This is a genomic window from Marinicauda sp. Alg238-R41, assembly GCF_947331485.1.
GTDB lineage: Bacteria > Pseudomonadota > Alphaproteobacteria > Caulobacterales > Maricaulaceae > Marinicauda > Marinicauda pacifica.
In genome coordinates this window covers 1101487-1116832 of record NZ_CAMZOJ010000001.1, presented here as the reverse complement: position 1 = coordinate 1116832, position 15346 = coordinate 1101487, and the positions used below count along the sequence as shown (strand labels likewise).

At 64.8% G+C, this 15346-nt stretch carries 15 protein-coding genes; 7 read left to right on the top strand and 8 right to left on the bottom strand.

Annotated elements, in window-relative coordinates; genetic code table 11:
• Positions 1–18: 18 nt before the first annotated feature.
• The 4 genes from PGP17_RS05190 to PGP17_RS05175 all read left to right on the top strand — a co-directional run bounded on the left by PGP17_RS05190 (position 19) and on the right by PGP17_RS05175 (position 3518).
• Positions 19–1014, top strand: coding sequence for a flagellar biosynthesis-like protein (FlhF) (locus tag PGP17_RS05190; RefSeq protein ID WP_135942913.1), 996 nt, complete (start codon positions 19–21; stop codon positions 1012–1014).
• The gene (locus tag PGP17_RS05185; RefSeq protein WP_135942912.1) at positions 1011–1838 is read left to right on the top strand and encodes a nucleotide-binding protein; all 828 of its coding nucleotides are present in this window, start codon (positions 1011–1013) and stop codon (positions 1836–1838) included. The genes PGP17_RS05190 and PGP17_RS05185 overlap by 4 nt, the downstream gene beginning before the upstream one ends.
• A 413-nt stretch (positions 1839–2251) precedes the next feature.
• Positions 2252–2626, top strand: coding sequence for a GFA family protein (locus PGP17_RS05180; protein ID WP_135945129.1), 375 nt, complete (start codon positions 2252–2254; stop codon positions 2624–2626).
• Between the two features lie 565 nt (positions 2627–3191).
• Positions 3192–3518, top strand: coding sequence for a hypothetical protein (locus tag PGP17_RS05175; protein WP_270374500.1), 327 nt, complete (start codon positions 3192–3194; stop codon positions 3516–3518).
• A gap of 69 nt (positions 3519–3587) precedes the next feature.
• Here PGP17_RS05175 and PGP17_RS05170 read toward each other — a convergent pair whose 3' ends face one another.
• A complete protein-coding gene (locus PGP17_RS05170) occupies positions 3588–4574 on the bottom strand; it encodes a DUF6607 family protein (protein WP_270374499.1) in 987 nt (328 codons plus the stop codon).
• 194 nt (positions 4575–4768) lie between these two features.
• Here PGP17_RS05170 and PGP17_RS05165 point away from each other — a divergent pair, with 194 nt between their 5' ends.
• Positions 4769–6886 (top strand): TonB-dependent receptor domain-containing protein, encoded by a 2118-nt coding sequence (locus PGP17_RS05165; protein WP_270374498.1) that lies wholly within the window; start codon positions 4769–4771, stop codon positions 6884–6886.
• A gap of 40 nt (positions 6887–6926) precedes the next feature.
• Here PGP17_RS05165 and PGP17_RS05160 read toward each other — a convergent pair whose 3' ends face one another.
• From PGP17_RS05160 to fliI, 3 genes are all read right to left on the bottom strand, one after another.
• A complete protein-coding gene (locus PGP17_RS05160) occupies positions 6927–7565 on the bottom strand; it encodes a hypothetical protein (protein WP_270374497.1) in 639 nt (212 codons plus the stop codon).
• 109 nt (positions 7566–7674) lie between these two features.
• Positions 7675–8094 (bottom strand): flagellar FliJ family protein, encoded by a 420-nt coding sequence (locus tag PGP17_RS05155; protein WP_135945133.1) that lies wholly within the window; start codon positions 8092–8094, stop codon positions 7675–7677.
• A 3-nt stretch (positions 8095–8097) separates the two neighbouring features.
• The gene (gene fliI, locus PGP17_RS05150; protein WP_270374496.1) at positions 8098–9417 is read right to left on the bottom strand and encodes a flagellar protein export ATPase FliI; all 1320 of its coding nucleotides are present in this window, start codon (positions 9415–9417) and stop codon (positions 8098–8100) included.
• Positions 9418–9743: 326 nt separating this feature from the next.
• Here fliI and PGP17_RS05145 point away from each other — a divergent pair, with 326 nt between their 5' ends.
• On the top strand, positions 9744–11189 hold the full coding sequence (locus PGP17_RS05145; protein WP_270374495.1) for a KamA family radical SAM protein: 1446 nt from the start codon (positions 9744–9746) through the stop codon (positions 11187–11189).
• A gap of 426 nt (positions 11190–11615) precedes the next feature.
• The gene (gene ctrA, locus PGP17_RS05140; RefSeq protein ID WP_135945136.1) at positions 11616–12317 is read left to right on the top strand and encodes a response regulator transcription factor CtrA; all 702 of its coding nucleotides are present in this window, start codon (positions 11616–11618) and stop codon (positions 12315–12317) included.
• A gap of 261 nt (positions 12318–12578) precedes the next feature.
• Here the strand turns inward: ctrA and PGP17_RS05135 are convergent, their stop codons facing one another.
• The 4 genes from PGP17_RS05135 to PGP17_RS05120 are packed head-to-tail and all read right to left on the bottom strand — an operon-like array spanning position 12579 to position 15335.
• Positions 12579–13400 carry a CheR family methyltransferase gene (locus tag PGP17_RS05135; RefSeq protein WP_135945137.1) on the bottom strand — a complete coding sequence of 274 codons (822 nt, stop codon included), beginning with the start codon at positions 13398–13400 and terminating at the stop codon, positions 12579–12581.
• The gene (locus PGP17_RS05130; protein WP_135945687.1) at positions 13400–14464 is read right to left on the bottom strand and encodes a protein-glutamate methylesterase/protein-glutamine glutaminase; all 1065 of its coding nucleotides are present in this window, start codon (positions 14462–14464) and stop codon (positions 13400–13402) included. The genes PGP17_RS05135 and PGP17_RS05130 overlap by 1 nt, the downstream gene beginning before the upstream one ends.
• Positions 14465–14503: 39 nt before the next feature.
• Complete coding sequence (locus PGP17_RS05125; protein ID WP_135945138.1) at positions 14504–14869, bottom strand: response regulator; 366 nt, start codon at positions 14867–14869, stop codon at positions 14504–14506.
• A gap of 13 nt (positions 14870–14882) precedes the next feature.
• Positions 14883–15335 (bottom strand): chemotaxis protein CheW, encoded by a 453-nt coding sequence (locus PGP17_RS05120; protein WP_135945139.1) that lies wholly within the window; start codon positions 15333–15335, stop codon positions 14883–14885.
• Between the last annotated feature and the right edge of the window lie 11 nt (positions 15336–15346).

Sequence of the window (15346 nt, the reverse complement as noted above, 5' to 3'; positions counted from 1 at the left end):
AAGAGGAGTTCGCTCACCATGCGGCTGCGCACCTTCACCGCCCGAACGCTGTCCGATGCGATGGCCGCCGTGCGCCGCGACATGGGTCCGGACGCGGTCATCATCGCGACCAGCAACGCCCCGGACGGCCAGGTCGAGGTGCGCGCCGCGGCCGAGCGCGCCTCTGTCACCAGTACCAATGAAAGCGCCGAAGCGGCCATGCAGCGCCGCGACACCGAACGGGCCAAGGCGCGCGGAGACAATGCGGACGGCGTGACGCGCATTGCGCGCGCGCTCGCCTGGCACGCCATTCCCGAGGCTGCGGCCGAAGCCCTGATGGATGCGGCCATGACGCTGCAGGACGGCGAGGCCACCGCCTCTCTGGCCCGCGCCGTGGATGCGCGCTACGCGGTCCACCCGGTCGAGAACGATTTGCAGCGCCCCGTTCTGTTCGCTGGCGGGCCGGGGGCGGGCAAGTCCTCGACCCTGGCCAAGGTCTGCGCGCGCATGGTGGCGGCCGGCGAGAGCCCCGTCATCATCGGCGCCGACGAGGGCGCCGGCGCGGGCGAACAGCTCGCCGCCTATGCTGCGGCGCTGAAAGTGCGCTTCGAGACCGTGCGCGGCGGGCGCGAGCTCGCCCTGGTGATGGACGAGCTGGACCGCGGTCCGGTCCTGATCGATGCGCCGGCCATCAACCCCTACGATCTCGACGATCTGCACGGGCTGGCCGATCTCGCGGCAGCCGCCGACGCGGAGATGATCGCCGTCATCGAGGCCGGGCTCGCCCCGGGCGATGCCGAGGACGCGGCCGCCCTGCTCGCGTCGGTCGGCGTCGGCCGCGCCATCATCACCAAGCTCGACATCGCCCGGCGGCTGGGCGGACTGATCGGAGTCGGAGAGGCCGGGCTTGCCTACGCCCACATCTCCGCCTCCCCCTATATCGGCACGGGGCTGGCCCCGGCGACGGCGTTGCGGATCGCGCGCGCGCTGCTCGATGACTTCGCGATCGACTGGTACGAGGACGAACGGTCATGAACGCGATTCCTTCTTCCGCCCCCCGCTTCACCGACAACGAGCCGCGCACGGCCGGGCCGATCCTGGCCGTGGCCTCCGGCAAGGGCGGCGTCGGCAAGACGGTGGTGGCGACCTCGCTCGCGCGCGCCTTCTCGCGCGCCGGAGAACGTGTCCTGCTGGTCGATGCCGATCTGGGCATGGCCAATATCGACGTGCAGCTCGGCCTGAACCCGCCCGGAGACATCGCCTCGGTCGTGGCCGGCAAGATGAGCCTGAGCGAGGCGATTGCCCCGGCCCTGGGCGGCGCGGAAAAGAAGGGCGGCTTCGACGTGATTTCCGGCCGGTCCGGCTCGGCGACGCTCGCCAGCCTCGACCTGACCAGCGTGAACTCGCTCGCCGCCGGTCTTGCCGCGGTCTCGATGAGCTATGACCGCACCATTCTCGATCTGGCCGCCGGGGCCGACCGCGCCACGATCCGCCTGGCCGTCGCCGCCGACGATGTGGCCCTGGTGATTTCCGACGAGCCGACCTCGCTCACCGACGCCTATGCCTTCGTGAAAACGCTGCGTATGCGCGACGAGGGCGCCTCGCCCTTCGTGGTCGTCAATAACACGCCCGACCGCGCCACCGCCGAGCAGGCCTTCGCCACGTTTGCGCGCACCTGCACCAGCTTTCTCGGCTTCACCCCGCCGCTCGCCGGCATTGTGCGCCGCGACCCCAATGTGGGCCTGGCCATCCGCGCCCAGCGCCCGGTCGGCCTGCGCTCGCCCACCAGCGCCGCGGCGAAGGACATCGACGCCCTCGCCTGGAGCCTCGCCGAAGGCCTCCACGCCCCGGCGGGGTAAAATGGGACTTCTCATCTGAGGCGCCCGCGGCGGCACCTGAAGCGCCAGAGCGCTCCGTCGTCGTCATTCCGGGCGGAGCGAAGTGGAGACCCGGAACCCAGAGAGGACAGGGTATCGTCATCGGATGGCGGCGCTTCACGCCCTGGGTCCCCGGTCAAGCCGGGGATGACGCGCGAGGGTGGTATGGGAATCCGGTTGGGGCAGTCCTGCCCCGGTTCTCCACCAGGAGATTGAACCGGTCGCACTCGCCTGCAAAGATCTGGCTGTAGCACGCTAGCCTTGAGCGCGCTTCCCTGTCGACAGACGCGAGCCTAGTCTGAGCCCTGCCCGGCGCGGCTGGCCACTCGCAGGCGCGCGAAGAGTCAGAAGCAACAGCTGTCCGCCCCCATTCCAGCCCGAGAGCGTCGCCGAGAATGACCGATCCCGTGAAAGCCACCTGCCATTGCGGCGCCGTCGAGCTGCGCGTGACGCTTAGCGACGGGTTCGCCACCGCGCGCCGCTGCGATTGCTCCTTCTGCCGCCGGCGCGGGGCGCCGGCCGTCTCGGCACCGCTGGACGGGGTCGAGATCGTGCGGGGCGAGGACGCGCTGACGCTCTACCAGTTCGGCACGCACACCGCCCGGCACCATTTCTGCTCGGTGTGCGGGATCTACATGTTCCACCGCCGCCGCTCGAACCCGAACGAATACGGCGTGAACCTCTACGCAATCGAGGGGGCGGAGCCCGCCGCGCTTGAGCCCGTCGCCTGGGTGGACGGGATCAACCATCCTTCGGACGCGGCAAGATAGTCGCTCCTCGCTGCACCGGGTGGTGGCCAGCGGCAGACTGCGGCGCCCCGGGATTCCAGAGACCATAATGGAGTGCACCCCCGGCCGACCGAAGGAAGCGCCGGGGCCTCGCGCGAACTGGACTGCTTCTCTTTCCTGACGAAAGTCAGGACCCAGGAGAAACCAGAGTGTCCTCACAAATGACGGCGCGCGACGCTCCCTGGATCCCAGCTGCCGCTGGGAAAGAGAATTTCTTATCGGTTTTGAAATATCTCAAACATTGGTCATTCCGGCCGAGCGCAGCGAGAGCCGGAACCCAGAGAGGACAGGGTATCGTCATCGGATGGCGGCGCTTCACGCCCCCTGGGTCCCCGGTCAAGCCGGGGATGACGAACGCTGGAGTTTTTCTAAGAACCAACCCTTCGTCATTCCGGGCGAGCGAAGCGAAGGCCCGCACAGGAAAATCGGGGACACACGCCGGTTTTCTCCGGTTCAACCACCTCACCCCCGCCTTCGGGTCCGCTTTTGCTTGACCGGTCGGCCCAACTCCTCAAATTTGCGCGCTACGGGGATTTGGGGGGACGCAATGCTTGTCGAACTGGCCGACCGGTTTCTTGCCGGCTTCACCTTCATGGACTGGATGGTGTTGCTGATGGCGTCCATTGTCGGCGCGCTCGTGATGACGCGCTGGAGCCAGCTGACCGCCATTGCCCTGATCGCCTACGGCGCCGATCTCGCCTTTCGTTTCGCCGGGCTGTTCCTCTCGGCCGGTGACGTGCCGATGAATTTCGCGGCCGGGCTGGCCATGGCGCGGCTCGACGATCACGGCCTGGCCGCGGCGCTGCGGCCCTTCCTCTTCTTCGCGCTCATCGCCTTCCTGTTCGGTCTGCGCCGACGCTACGGGAAAAGATAATCCCCGCCGCAAGGAAACACCACGCCGGCGGGACTGGGTGAGTGAACCGGTCCCGCCAGCGTGCCCCCCTCAGTCGATGTCGACCGCATCGCCGTCGGCGGTGATGCGCGCCTCCATGAGAGAGACCGCTTCGGCCCACGCCTCCTCGGTGGAGGTCAGGTCGAAATGGACGTTTTGCGCCGCTGACAGCAGCGGGCCGTAAAGTAGCGTGCCTTCCGCGTCGTCCTGCACGGAGATAGTCTCAGAATTTGCGATGATCGTGTCCCAGGCGTCGCGAACCCGCGTCCAGTAGTCGCGCGTGTTTTCCCAATAGGCGGCGGCATCCTCGTCGCCCTCCAGGTCGGCGCGGCGATAGGTGTTGATGCCGTGTTCGCGAACGAGTTCAAAGGGTTCGTCCTCGCGCAGCACCAGCTTGGAATTGTCCTGGCCGTGGCTCCAGCCCCATTCGGTCACGGTATGGCGGTTGACCGCCGCGATGACGTCATAATCGTCGCGAGTCGTCGCATCCCGGCGCGGCAGCGGGCGCCAGCTGACCGGCGGCTCCCAGGTGGAGGCGTGGCGGGCATGCTCCCACTGGCCGAGGCCGGCATAGCGCGGGCTGTCATCGACCTGGTAGACGGTCTGCGACCACGCGCCGCGCGCCTCGCCGGGGGAGATTTCCTCGACATTCCAACGGTTAAAGCCCTGATAGGCCAGCATGCGGTCCGGCTCGTACTGCCAGTCCTGGCGCCAGTGCTTGATCACGAAGGAGGCGTCTTCGGTGCGGGCCAGAAGGAGGTGCTGGAGCGAGATGAACTCGCCTGTGTCCTCAATCACATAGACCACTTCGCGTGCCGGCGTGATTTTCGGGTCGGCCAGCTCGTAACCCGGCGCGATCGGCAGAAACTCGGTGAAATCGAACGTCACCTCGTATTCTCCGGCCATGGCCAGTATGGCCTCCCGGTCGGCCTCGAAATGCTGCTCCGGTCGCGCCTGCTGCGCCTGAGATGAGCCTTGCTCCGCCGTGCCCGACGTGCTCGCGCACGCGCTCAACGCGGCCAGCGCCAGGGCGCTCAAGCCTGCTCGTACAAACCCTCGTGTCATCTCTCGTGTCCTGTCTCTGCTACCCCAAAGCGGCGCGTCCGGCCCGGCGTCTGCGGGCCGACCGCGCATCGCGATCATCTTGCAAACGATTCCTACTTGCAATCGCATTTCGATACAGGCATCAGTGCCGCAATTAAGAACGATTTGCAAGAGGAGTCGCAAAGCTCATGTCCCATTTGTCTGCACCTGCCCGCCTGGGGATTCTGCTCGCCGGTGCCAGCCTGATCGCCCTGGCGGCCTCGCCGGCCTTGGCCCAGTCCGCGTCTGCCGCGTCGCCCCAAGAGGGCGCGTCCGAGGACGTCATCGTCGTCAAGGCGACACGCACCACCCTGTCCAGCTTCGACTATCCCGGCGTGGTCAGCGTCATCACCCTCGACGATCTGGAGGCTGAGCGGCCGTACGATCTCGCCGATCTGCTTGAAGATGTGCCGGGCCTCGAAGTCTCTGGCGGCCCGCGCCGGACTGGCCAGACCCTTACCCTGCGCGGCCTCAGCCGGGAGAATATCGCCCTGCTCGTCAACGGCGCGCGCCAGAACTTCTCGTCCGCTCACGATGGCGCGCTCTTCCTCGATCCCGCCCTGCTGGGCCGCGTCGAGACGGTGCGCGGCGGCGCCTCCTCGCTCTACGGATCGGGCGCGGCCGGCGGCGTGGTGTCGTTCGAAACACTCAACGCAGACGATCTGATGAGCGATGACGAGCGCCTTGCCGCGCGCGTGTCAGCCGGCTATCGCAGCGCCAACGAGGAGACGCGCGGCGCCGCCGCGCTTGCCGGACGCTCGGACCGGATTTCCGCTGTAGCCGGCCTCTCGGTTCGCCAGTCCGGCGACATCGAACTGGGCTCGGGCGACACCCTGCCGGCCGAGGAGGAGATCTTCGCCGGCTTTGCCAGCGCCCGCATCGAGTTGAGCCAGGCGGTCTCCCTCAACGCCAGCTGGATCGGCTTTCGCAACGATGTGCTGGAGCCCAATAACGGACAGGGCGATGCCGGGGTCGACAGCCTCAACCCGCTCGTCGACAAGTCGGTCGAGAGCGACAGCCTGCAGGCCACGTTGGGCATCGACCCGGCCTCGCGACTCGTCGATCTGGACCTGACCGCCTATCACAATATCGGCGCGGTCGATGAGTTCGACCCGCTGATCGACCGCTCCCTGCAACGCGATCTGACCACTACGGGCCTGCGCGTGGAAAACCGCGCCGTGTTCGATCTCGGCCCGCAGGAGACCGCGCTGGTAACCGGGGCGGAGTGGTATGAGGACGAGCAGGACGGGTTTGACTCCGCCGATCCGTCAGGCGTGCGCGGTGGCGCGCCCGATGGCTCGACCACCTTCTATGGCGTCTATGCGCAGCTGGAGACACGCGTCGACACCGGTCCGCTCGGCGAACTCATCCTGGTGCCCGGCGTGCGCTGGGACCGGTTCGAAAGCGACAGCCCGCTCAGCGACGCCAGTCAGGATGAAGCGCTTTCTCCGCGCGTCGCGGCCACCTGGCGTCTGACCGAGGAGTTCAACCTGTTTGCCAGCTGGAGCGAGGCCTTCCGGGCGCCCTCGCTCAACGAGCTCTACCTGAACGGGACCCATTTCTCCCTGCCGCACCCGATCCTGGGCGCCCCCAACTTCATCACCAACCGCTTCATCGCCAATCCATCCCTTCAGCCTGAGGAGACAGAGACGATCGAGATCGGCGCGGGGTGGCAGCGCACGGGACTGTTCACCGCGAACGACCATTTCGAGGTCAAGGGCGCCTGGTACCAGACCGAGGCGCAGGACCTGATCAATCTGTCGGTCAACTTTGCCTTCAACCCGACCTGCTTCGCGCCGCCTTTCGCGCCCTGCTCGGCGGGCACGACCGTGTCGGACAACGTGGCCGATGCGACGCTGAAGGGCTTTGAAATCATGGCCCGTTACGATAACGGCCCGCTGCGCCTGACCGGCGCGCTCTACGATGTGGATGGCGAGGACAATGCCACCGGCGAGCCGCTGGGCGCTCTGCAGCCGACCGGCGGTTATCTCGACGCTCTGTGGCGCTTCGATGCGCAACGCCTCGATCTGGGAGCTCGTGTGGTGTTTGCCGACGAGTTCGACAAGACCAGCGATCCCGCGGCCCATCGCGACGGCTATGCCGTGCTGGACGTGCGCGGTAGCTGGCAGCCGCTGGCCGATCGCCGTGTCCGGCTCGATGTCGGGGTGGAGAACGTGTTCGACGAGGAATACGAGCGCGTCTTTGCTGGCGTCGCGGAAGCCGGCCGCAGCCTTCGCGTCGACCTCACCTGGACGGGCGCCTGGTAATGTGTTGAAGGCCCCCGGCGCGCGGGAGCGTGCCGGGGGGTTACCAGCGAGCGCGGAAGCCTGCGCCGAGGAAATGGTCTTCCTCTTCCCAGCCTTGCGCGCCCAGGTCGAACCGGCGGCGCTGCTGGACATAACCCAGGCTGGCATAGGCATCGTGGCCGACCTCGAACGCGACGCCGATATGGGCATCGCCGATCGCAGCCTGACCGCCAACTTGAGACAGATTCAGATCGCGAAAGCCGGTATCGGGCGAAACGACATAGGTCTCGCTTTCCGCGCCGGCGACAATCCACCAGCGTTGCCCCGTGCCGTTTTGCGGCGCAGCCGTGATCTGCACGCCCAGCCGCCGTCCGTCGCCCGCTGGCGGTTTGAGCCTCGGCCGCACCGTCAGCTCGGCAGCAGAGGTCTCAATCCGGGCACCGCGGCTTTCCGGCGTGGTTTGGGTAAAGCGGTTACGATCACTCGTCAGGGAGCGGCCGGACGGCATCACTTCGTCGATCACGGCCCGGGTGCGCAGTCCCAAAGGCACGCTCTCGGCCCCGCCAAGCCCGCGCCGGACCGAATCTGCGACCGACCATTGAGTCATATCGGCCGCGCTGCCCGGAACAAACGACGCATAGACCGCGCCCAGCGCGATCGTCGCTGCCAGTCCCAGCTGAACTGTACGTGCGCGAGTCATCCCCTACCCCGCCTAAGCCCCCATCAAGGAAGAAGAATGCGGCGCGGAGGTTGTAAAATCAAGCCAGGGCGCGTGAAGCTTTAAATTCAGCCTGCGCAGACAGGCGTTTTCAGTGGGCGCCAGATCGGATGCGAGCGGCGATTTCGTCCATTTCGGACTGCTCCTCTGCACGCACCGATTCTTCAATTCGAGCGAGACGCCGCTCTTCGAGCAACTCGTATTTCTTCAGCTCGGCGAAGGCGGTTTCGAGCCGCCCCCGCAACTCGCCGGCCTGGGCATCGACCTCCTCCTGGGAGGCACGCAGGTTTTCCTTGCGCTTGATGACCGAGCGGGCATAGCTGCCATAGGCGACATAGCCTTCCCGGCTCTCCGTCGCGATGGCCTGCTCTTCGGGCACGCTTTCTTCCAGACGGTCGATCTGATCCTGGAGCGCGGCGCGCGCCCGATCGATCTCCGCCATCTGCTTTTGCAGCTCTTCCACCTTGAACCGGGCCAGCCGGATCAGAGGTGCGTGTGAGCGGGTCGCCATAACTTATCCCTTTCCATCCACCAATATGCTGGCCAGGGCCGCGAAGCTCTCCTCGATCGAGGCGGCCTCGTCTTTTCCCTGTGCCAGAAGGATCTCGAGCGGTTCGTTGACCGCTATTGCCCGGTCCACCTCCGGGTTTGATCCTGACGTGTAGGCACCCAGCCGGATGAGTTCTTCCATGTCGGCATAGGCAGCCAGGACCTTTCGGGCCTGCCGGGCCAGAGGCACCTCTTCGGGCGCATAAACCTCCGGCGCAGTCCGCGAAATCGATTTGAGAACATCAATGGCCGGGAAGCGTCCGCGTTCCGCGATCGCGCGGCTCATCACCACGTGACCATCCAGAATACCGCGAACGGCGTCGGCAATCGGTTCGTTATGGTCGTCCCCGTCCACCAGGACGGTAAAAAGCGCCGTGATCGTGCCGGACCCTTCAGGCCCCGGCCCCGCGCGCTCAAGCAGGCGCGGCAATTCGGCAAAGACCGAGGGCGTGTAACCGCGTGTCGTGGGCGGCTCGCCCGCGGCGAGACCGATCTCGCGCTGGGCCAGGGCGAAGCGGGTGACGGAGTCCATAAGGCAGAGAACGTTCAGACCCTGATCGCGAAAATACTCGGCGACGCTCATCGTCAGGTAGGCAGCCTGGCGCCGGGCCAGTGCCGGACTGTCGGAGGTCTCGGTAACCACGACCGCCTTGGCACGGCCATCGGGACCGAGCGTATCCTCGACGAACTCGCGCGCTTCCCGCCCGCGTTCGCCGATCAGGCCGATCACGATCACGTCTGCGCTCGAGCCTTTGGCCAGCATGCTCATCAGGACCGACTTGCCGACACCGGAGCCGGCGAAGATGCCAAGGCGCTGCCCCTTTCGCATCGGTGCAAAAATGTTCAGCGCGCGCACGCCGAGATCCAGGCGGTCGCCGAGCCGGGCGCGCGAATGGGCACAGGGCGGTTCGCCGCGCAGCGGGTACGGCGCTTCGCCCTCAGCAAGCGGGCCGCCGCCATCGACCGGACGCGCCGCGCCGTCCATGACGCGGCCGAGCCAGCTGGCATGAGGACGCACGGTTGCCGGTTCGGGGTCGAGACGTGCTTCGGCCCCGGCCCGGATACCATTCAGATTGCCGAAGCTCATCATGAGAGCGGTTTCGCCACGGAAGCCGACCACCTCGCAGGTCTGTTCTGAATCGCCATGACGGATAGTGGCCCTGGCGCCAAGCGTCAGCGCAGCCTCGGGGCCCTTGGCCTCGACCAGAAGGCCGTTCACGGCAGAAACCCGCCCCTTGAAGGTGCGCGTCTCGATAGCCGAGATGCGGTCGATCAGCGTGTCCACGGCGCTCTTCCGTCAGTCTGCGCGCGATTCTGCGCGGGAGACCTCATGAATACGCCGATTACAGTTTCAGTCGCGTAAACGCGGCGACCGGAAGCTGCGTATGGCGCAGCTCCGGCAAAAAACATTCCGGCTGTTTCCTTCGCGGAGAAAATGTCTATTTTCCGCGCTCACACAGGAAGGGGGGTGAGACCGGCCGGACGCATTCACGTCCACCCTTGCCCGGCCTTGCTCGGCACCGCGCACCGACAGCGCACTTCGCGCCCTTCTGTCCAGATCACTGCAGGCGTAACCGCCGCCGCCGAACCGTTCGACGACGAGGAGAATCCATGCCGCTCGATTCCCAACCCGTGCGCATTGCCGGATCCCGGCCGAAGAAAAAAGCCGCGTCGCGCCAGCACAAGGACAATGTGTACGCGCGCATCGAAGAGACGAAGTTCAACCGCTACATCGTTCACGATCTGGCGCGCTACCGCACCTATATCGCGGAAGGTGGCGCCGAAATTTATTCCGAACAGGAACTAAATGAGTTGGAAGCGGCCGGTGTGTCCGACCGCCTGCCGCCGCGGGCGACCGGCTATTACCTCAATCTCGCCAAACGCTCCGAAGCGGTGAAGAATCTCATCAAGGCGCGGCCTGAGGAAATGGACGATCTGTCCGGCGAGGCCGATCCGTCCAACCAGCTCAAATATTCTCCGACGCCGGGCCTGTTGCACAAATACGAGCTCGTGCTGCTCTATGTCGTGCGCGCCTGTTCCAGCTGGTGCCGGTATTGCTACCGGTCCGACTTCCTGACCGGCAAGACGGGCAAGGATACCGCGTCGATCCACGAGATCACCGAGTACATCAGGTCTCACAACGCAAGGGTGGCGTCCGGTGAGGTGACCGAGAAGCCGCGCATTCGCGAAGCGCTCCTGTCCGGCGGCGATCCGATGGTGCTCTCCAACCGTAACCTGTTCGACTATCTCAACGGGCTGGCGGACGCGGGGCTCGACATCATCCGCATCGGCACCAAGGAGATGGCGTTCTTCCCAGAACGGTTCGATGATAACTTCTTCGAGATGCTGGACCTCTTCAATGAACTGCATCCCGAAGTGATGCTGGCCTTCATGGTCCATTTCACGCACCCGGATGAATTTCTGCGGCTGAACGAGGCCGGCGAATATGTGCGCGACGAACATTCCCGCCCGCTGCGCAACCCGGTCGTGGAATCCGCGCTCTCCAGAATGCGTTCCCGCCCGTTCATCACGCTGGAAAACCAGACACCGATCATCGATAGCGTGAACGACGATCCGGATGCGCTGCGTCTCATGCAGCAGGAGTTGAAGCGTCTGGGGGTCAATAATCACTATTTCTTCCAGTGCCGCGAGATCGAGGGGCACCGCGCCTTTGCCGTGCCGGTGGAGAAGGCTTGGAAGATCCACGCCGACAGCCAGCACAACCTTTCGGGAATCGAGCGCTCGCGCTTTGCCCTCTCCACCGAAGCAGGCAAGACCGAGCTGGTCTCCGTCATCGAAGGTGATGAGCGGCTGCGCGCGATCGGCGGGGAACTCGGCGAAGCGCTCGCCGACGGTCTCGTGATCTTCCGCCTCCATCGGACCCCGCACGGCGATCGCCAGAGCGATCTGATTATCGCCCGCCGCAATCCGGAAGCGCTGTGGATCACCGGCTACGAGGACCGCATCCTCTATGACGGTCGCAAGCCTGGTCGCAGCGAAAAATGGGGCCAGTTGCTGGCCGCGCTCGGCCCGGCCCTGCTGGAAGCCGCCGAATAGATAAAACCGTGAAATCGGATAAGGCCGCGCCGGACGCCGGCGCGGCCTCTTTTCTGCCCAGAATGAATAAATATATTCATCCAATGGGGCAATTCTGGTCCACCAAGGTTAATTCTGCGGCGATTCTAATGGGTTGATTGCAGTGCGCCTATCCAGAGGCGAAAAAGCATCCCCGCTTCACTCCGCCAACGGCCCGCCCGGAGAAATCCAAAGGATTCAAGAGTCTGAAACGACTCTGCGTTTGGCGCTCTTCCACACCTTCGCGCACGCCTGATTCTTGCGTGCAGCTGCAGACTCGATTCTAGTGCTCGCGTCAATTCCGTTAACCTTCTTTAAGGGATTGTCGCCACACAGTGGCAGGCATGTTAACCATGGAGCCGGTTCGAACGGGAAGCTCGGGCCAGGCGAAGTCGGAGATTTGAACAAATGCGGGTTCTCTTGATCGAAGACGATCGCGCGACGGCTCAAGGCATCGAACTGATGCTCAAGTCGGAGGGCTTTAACGTCTACACGACCGATCTCGGCGAAGAAGGGGTCGATCTGGGCAAGCTCTATGATTACGACATCATCTGCCTTGATCTCAATCTTCCCGATATGCCCGGGTTCGACGTCCTGAAAACGCTTCGCGTGGCCAAGGTCGATACCCCGATCCTCATCCTCACGGGCAATGCGGATATCGACAACAAGGTGCGCGGCCTGGGCTGCGGCGCCGACGACTACATGACCAAGCCCTTCCACAAGGAAGAGATGATTGCGCGCATCCATGCGATCGTGCGTCGCTCCAAGGGCCATTCCCAGTCGATCATCAAGACCGGCGACATCGCCGTGAATCTGGATGCCAAGACCGTTGAAGTGAACGGCCACCGCGTTCACCTGACCGGCAAGGAATACCAGATGCTCGAGCTGCTCTCCCTGCGCAAGGGGACGACGCTCACCAAGGAAATGTTCCTCAACCACCTCTATGGCGGCATGGACGAGCCGGAGCTGAAGATCATCGACGTCTTCATCTGCAAGCTCCGCAAGAAGCTCGCGTCCGCCACCGGTGGCGAGCACTACATCGAAACCGTCTGGGGCCGTGGCTACGTGCTGCGCAACCCGCACGAGGAAAAGGCCGCCGGCGCGGCCTGAACCTCTCTCCAGAACCCGCAAGAAAAACCCCGGATGCCAAAGGCATCCGGGGTTTTTCTTTGTGTTGGGGCATCATCCACCGTCGACGCGCGCCCATCCTTGAAAGTCGTGAACCGGCCTGCGCCTTATCCTCCCCACCCTCACGCGCGGCTATACTCGCCGCCGCTCTTTCTCAGGATGGATCGCTTGCAACGCCCCCGAAGAAGCGCCGTGATAGTCGTGGTAGTAGGAGGTGACTAGGCCGTCAGGCCGGGTGAATTCTCACGCGGCCTTGATCTTCTCCAGAGCCTCGGGACGCGCATAGAGGCCGCGCTGGCCGGGCACCGGCTTGAGCGCCTCGGTCAGACCCACGACCGTCTCCGCGGCGCCGAGGATGAGGTAGCCATGCGGCTGGAGCTGATTGGCCAGCCGGTCCAGGATCTTGGCCTTGGCCTCGATGTCGAAATAGATCAGTACGTTGCGGCAGAAGATCACGTCCTGCTTGCCATACTTGCCGAAGTCTTCGAGCAAATTACCGACCTCGAAGCGCACCATCTGACGCAGGCGCGGGCTGATGCGCCAGGTGTCACCGGTTTGCTCGAAATGCTTGACCAGCCGCTGGATGGCCAGGCCACGCTGGACCTCGAACTGGCTATAGAGTCCGGCGCGGGCCTTTTCCAGAACCGAGTTGCACAGATCGGTCGCGACAATGTCCGCGTCCAGACCCGGCATCTCTTCCAGCAACATCGCGAGGGAGTAAGGCTCCTGGCCGCTCGAGCAGGCCGCACACCAGATCTTCGCCTTGCGTCCGTGCAGCACCGTCTTGAGCACGGGCGCGATGGTTTCGGCGAACACGTCAAACGGGGTGCGATCGCGGAAGAAGAACGTCTCGTGCGTCGCCAGGGCCTCGGCCGCGCGCGCCGACAGCGCCGCATCGCCGCGCATCATCTGGTCGACCAGAGCCTCGACCGAGGCAAAGCCTTCGGTCCGCGCGAGCGGTGAGAGACGGCTTTCAACCAGATAGCCCTTCTCCGGTCCCAGCATGAGGCCGGACCGCTTTTTTACATCTTCAGACAGGAAACGAAACTTGGACTCGGTCAGCATTACATCTGCCCCTTAAGGTGACGCGCGATCGTCGGTCCAATGTCCGACAAGGGAAGAATCTGGTCGGCGAGACCGGCCTCGGCCACCGCCCCCGGCATGCCCCAGACGACGCTAGTCGCCTGGTCCTGCGCGATGATCCGGCCTCCGGCCTCACGGATTTTCCGGACGCCCTCGCGTCCGTCGTGGCCCATGCCGGTCAGCACGACGGCAAGGCAGTTGCGCCCGGCAATCGCCGCCGCACTCGAAAACATCGGATCGACCGCAGGGCGGCAGAAATTGACGGGCGCGCTCTGATCGAGATGCGCCGTGAATGCGCCCGGCGCGCCGCGCAATGTGAGATGATTATCACCCGGAGCAATATAGACGTGCCCGGCCTTGAGCACCTCGCCATCGATGGCCTCGCTGGCGGGCAGTCCGACCTTGGACAGGTGCTCGGCCAGGATGGCCGTGAAGAGCTTCGGCATGTGCTGGACGATGACGACCGGCTGACGGGTATCTCGCGGCAGCGCGCTGGCGACCTCGCGCAGGGCCTGAGGCCCACCGGTGGAGGAGCCGATCAGCAGCAATTCGACCTTGTTTGAAACGGTGAAAGGCCGCGGCGCAGGGCGAACCGCCGCTGCAATTTCGCGCGCCGGACCAGAACCCTGGATACCGGCGAGGGCCACCAGCTTCTGGAGCAATTCGACGCGATAGCCTTCCGCGCCGGCAACGCGGCCCGCTTCGGGTTTGGGTGCATAGTCGGCAGCACCCAGAGAGAGCGCACGCATCGTCACCTCGCCGCCCTTCAGGGTCAGCGTGGAAGCCATGATGACCCGTGCGCGCGGAGCGGCTTTCAGGATCAGCGGCAGAGCGGTGAGACCGTCCATGCGCGGCATCTCGACATCGAGAACGACGAGATCGGGCTGCAGTTCACCTGCCTTGCGCACACCCTGTTCGCCATCGGCGCAGGTCCCGGCAAGGTCCAGGCGGTCGTCCGCCTCGACCCAGCGCGCGACGAGACCGCGCACAACCGCGGAATCGTCGACAACGAGCACTCTCGGCCGCCGGCCGGCACGCCCGGTCATTGTGGGTGCGGGAGACAGACTCACTGACTCTTCCTTGCTCTAGACGAGGCCGACTTCGGCGAATTTGGATTCGATGATTTCGCCATCGAACGGCTTCATGACGTATTCATCGGCACCGGCGCGCAGCGCCTGGGTGATGTTGGACATGTCGTTTTCGGTCGTACAGAAGATCACGACGGGTTTCTTGCCGTTTTCCTCGGCGCGCAGCGCAACAAGGAACTCGAGTCCGTTCATCACCGGCATGTTCCAGTCGAGCAGAATCGCGTCGGGCATATGTTTGCGGCACTGGTCCAGTGCTTCCTGACCATCGCCGGCCTCTTCGCAGGCAAAGCCTAGGCTCTCAACGATCTTGCGAGCGACCTTGCGGATCACGCGGCTATCGTCAACGACAAGACAGGTCTTCATGTGTCTGCTCCGATCAGGCGGCAAGCGCGGCGTTGCCCGCGGCAATCAGCTTCTTCATGTCGAGCGCGGCCAGAAGCTCGTTGTCCAGCCGGTGCACCCCGGTCAGAACGGCGCGCCAGCGCGAGTCCAGGTGCGCGGGAACCACTTCGAGCGTGTCGGCGTCGAGACGGACAACCTCGCCCACCTCGTCGACCAGAATACCGAACAGCTCGGTTCCATGTTCCATGCCCAGCGCCATGCAGTTTGCACCTTCGGGGCGCGGCGGCAGGCCGAGGCGGCGGCGCGCATCGATCGCGGTCACAATGCGTCCGCGCAAATTGAGAAGCCCCGCGATTTCTTCCGGCGCCCTCGGGACCGAAGTGACACCATGGGGAGAGAAGACTTCGCGGATCTCGGTGACCGGAACGCCGAAGCGTTGCTCACCGATGCGGACGGTCACGTATTCGAAACTGGATTCAACGCTCATTTTCGTCTCCC

Excerpts from the sequence above, each read along its gene's own strand:
- PGP17_RS05120 (WP_135945139.1), bottom strand. The coding sequence starts at position 15,335 with ATGAGCGTTGAATCCAGTTTCGAATACGTGACCGTCCGCATCGGTGAG.
- ctrA (WP_135945136.1), top strand. The coding sequence starts at position 11,616 with ATGCGGGTTCTCTTGATCGAAGACGATCGCGCGACGGCTCAAGGCATC.
- PGP17_RS05155 (WP_135945133.1), bottom strand. The coding sequence starts at position 8,094 with ATGGCGACCCGCTCACACGCACCTCTGATCCGGCTGGCCCGGTTCAAG.
- PGP17_RS05130 (WP_135945687.1), bottom strand. The coding sequence starts at position 14,464 with ATGACCGGGCGTGCCGGCCGGCGGCCGAGAGTGCTCGTTGTCGACGAT.
- PGP17_RS05185 (WP_135942912.1), top strand. The coding sequence starts at position 1,011 with ATGAACGCGATTCCTTCTTCCGCCCCCCGCTTCACCGACAACGAGCCG.
- PGP17_RS05160 (WP_270374497.1), bottom strand. The coding sequence starts at position 7,565 with ATGACTCGCGCACGTACAGTTCAGCTGGGACTGGCAGCGACGATCGCG.
- PGP17_RS05180 (WP_135945129.1), top strand. The coding sequence starts at position 2,252 with ATGACCGATCCCGTGAAAGCCACCTGCCATTGCGGCGCCGTCGAGCTG.
- PGP17_RS05145 (WP_270374495.1), top strand. The coding sequence starts at position 9,744 with ATGCCGCTCGATTCCCAACCCGTGCGCATTGCCGGATCCCGGCCGAAG.
- PGP17_RS05125 (WP_135945138.1), bottom strand. The coding sequence starts at position 14,869 with ATGAAGACCTGTCTTGTCGTTGACGATAGCCGCGTGATCCGCAAGGTC.
- PGP17_RS05190 (WP_135942913.1), top strand. The coding sequence starts at position 19 with ATGCGGCTGCGCACCTTCACCGCCCGAACGCTGTCCGATGCGATGGCC.
- PGP17_RS05175 (WP_270374500.1), top strand. The coding sequence starts at position 3,192 with ATGCTTGTCGAACTGGCCGACCGGTTTCTTGCCGGCTTCACCTTCATG.
- PGP17_RS05135 (WP_135945137.1), bottom strand. The coding sequence starts at position 13,400 with ATGCTGACCGAGTCCAAGTTTCGTTTCCTGTCTGAAGATGTAAAAAAG.
- PGP17_RS05165 (WP_270374498.1), top strand. The coding sequence starts at position 4,769 with ATGTCCCATTTGTCTGCACCTGCCCGCCTGGGGATTCTGCTCGCCGGT.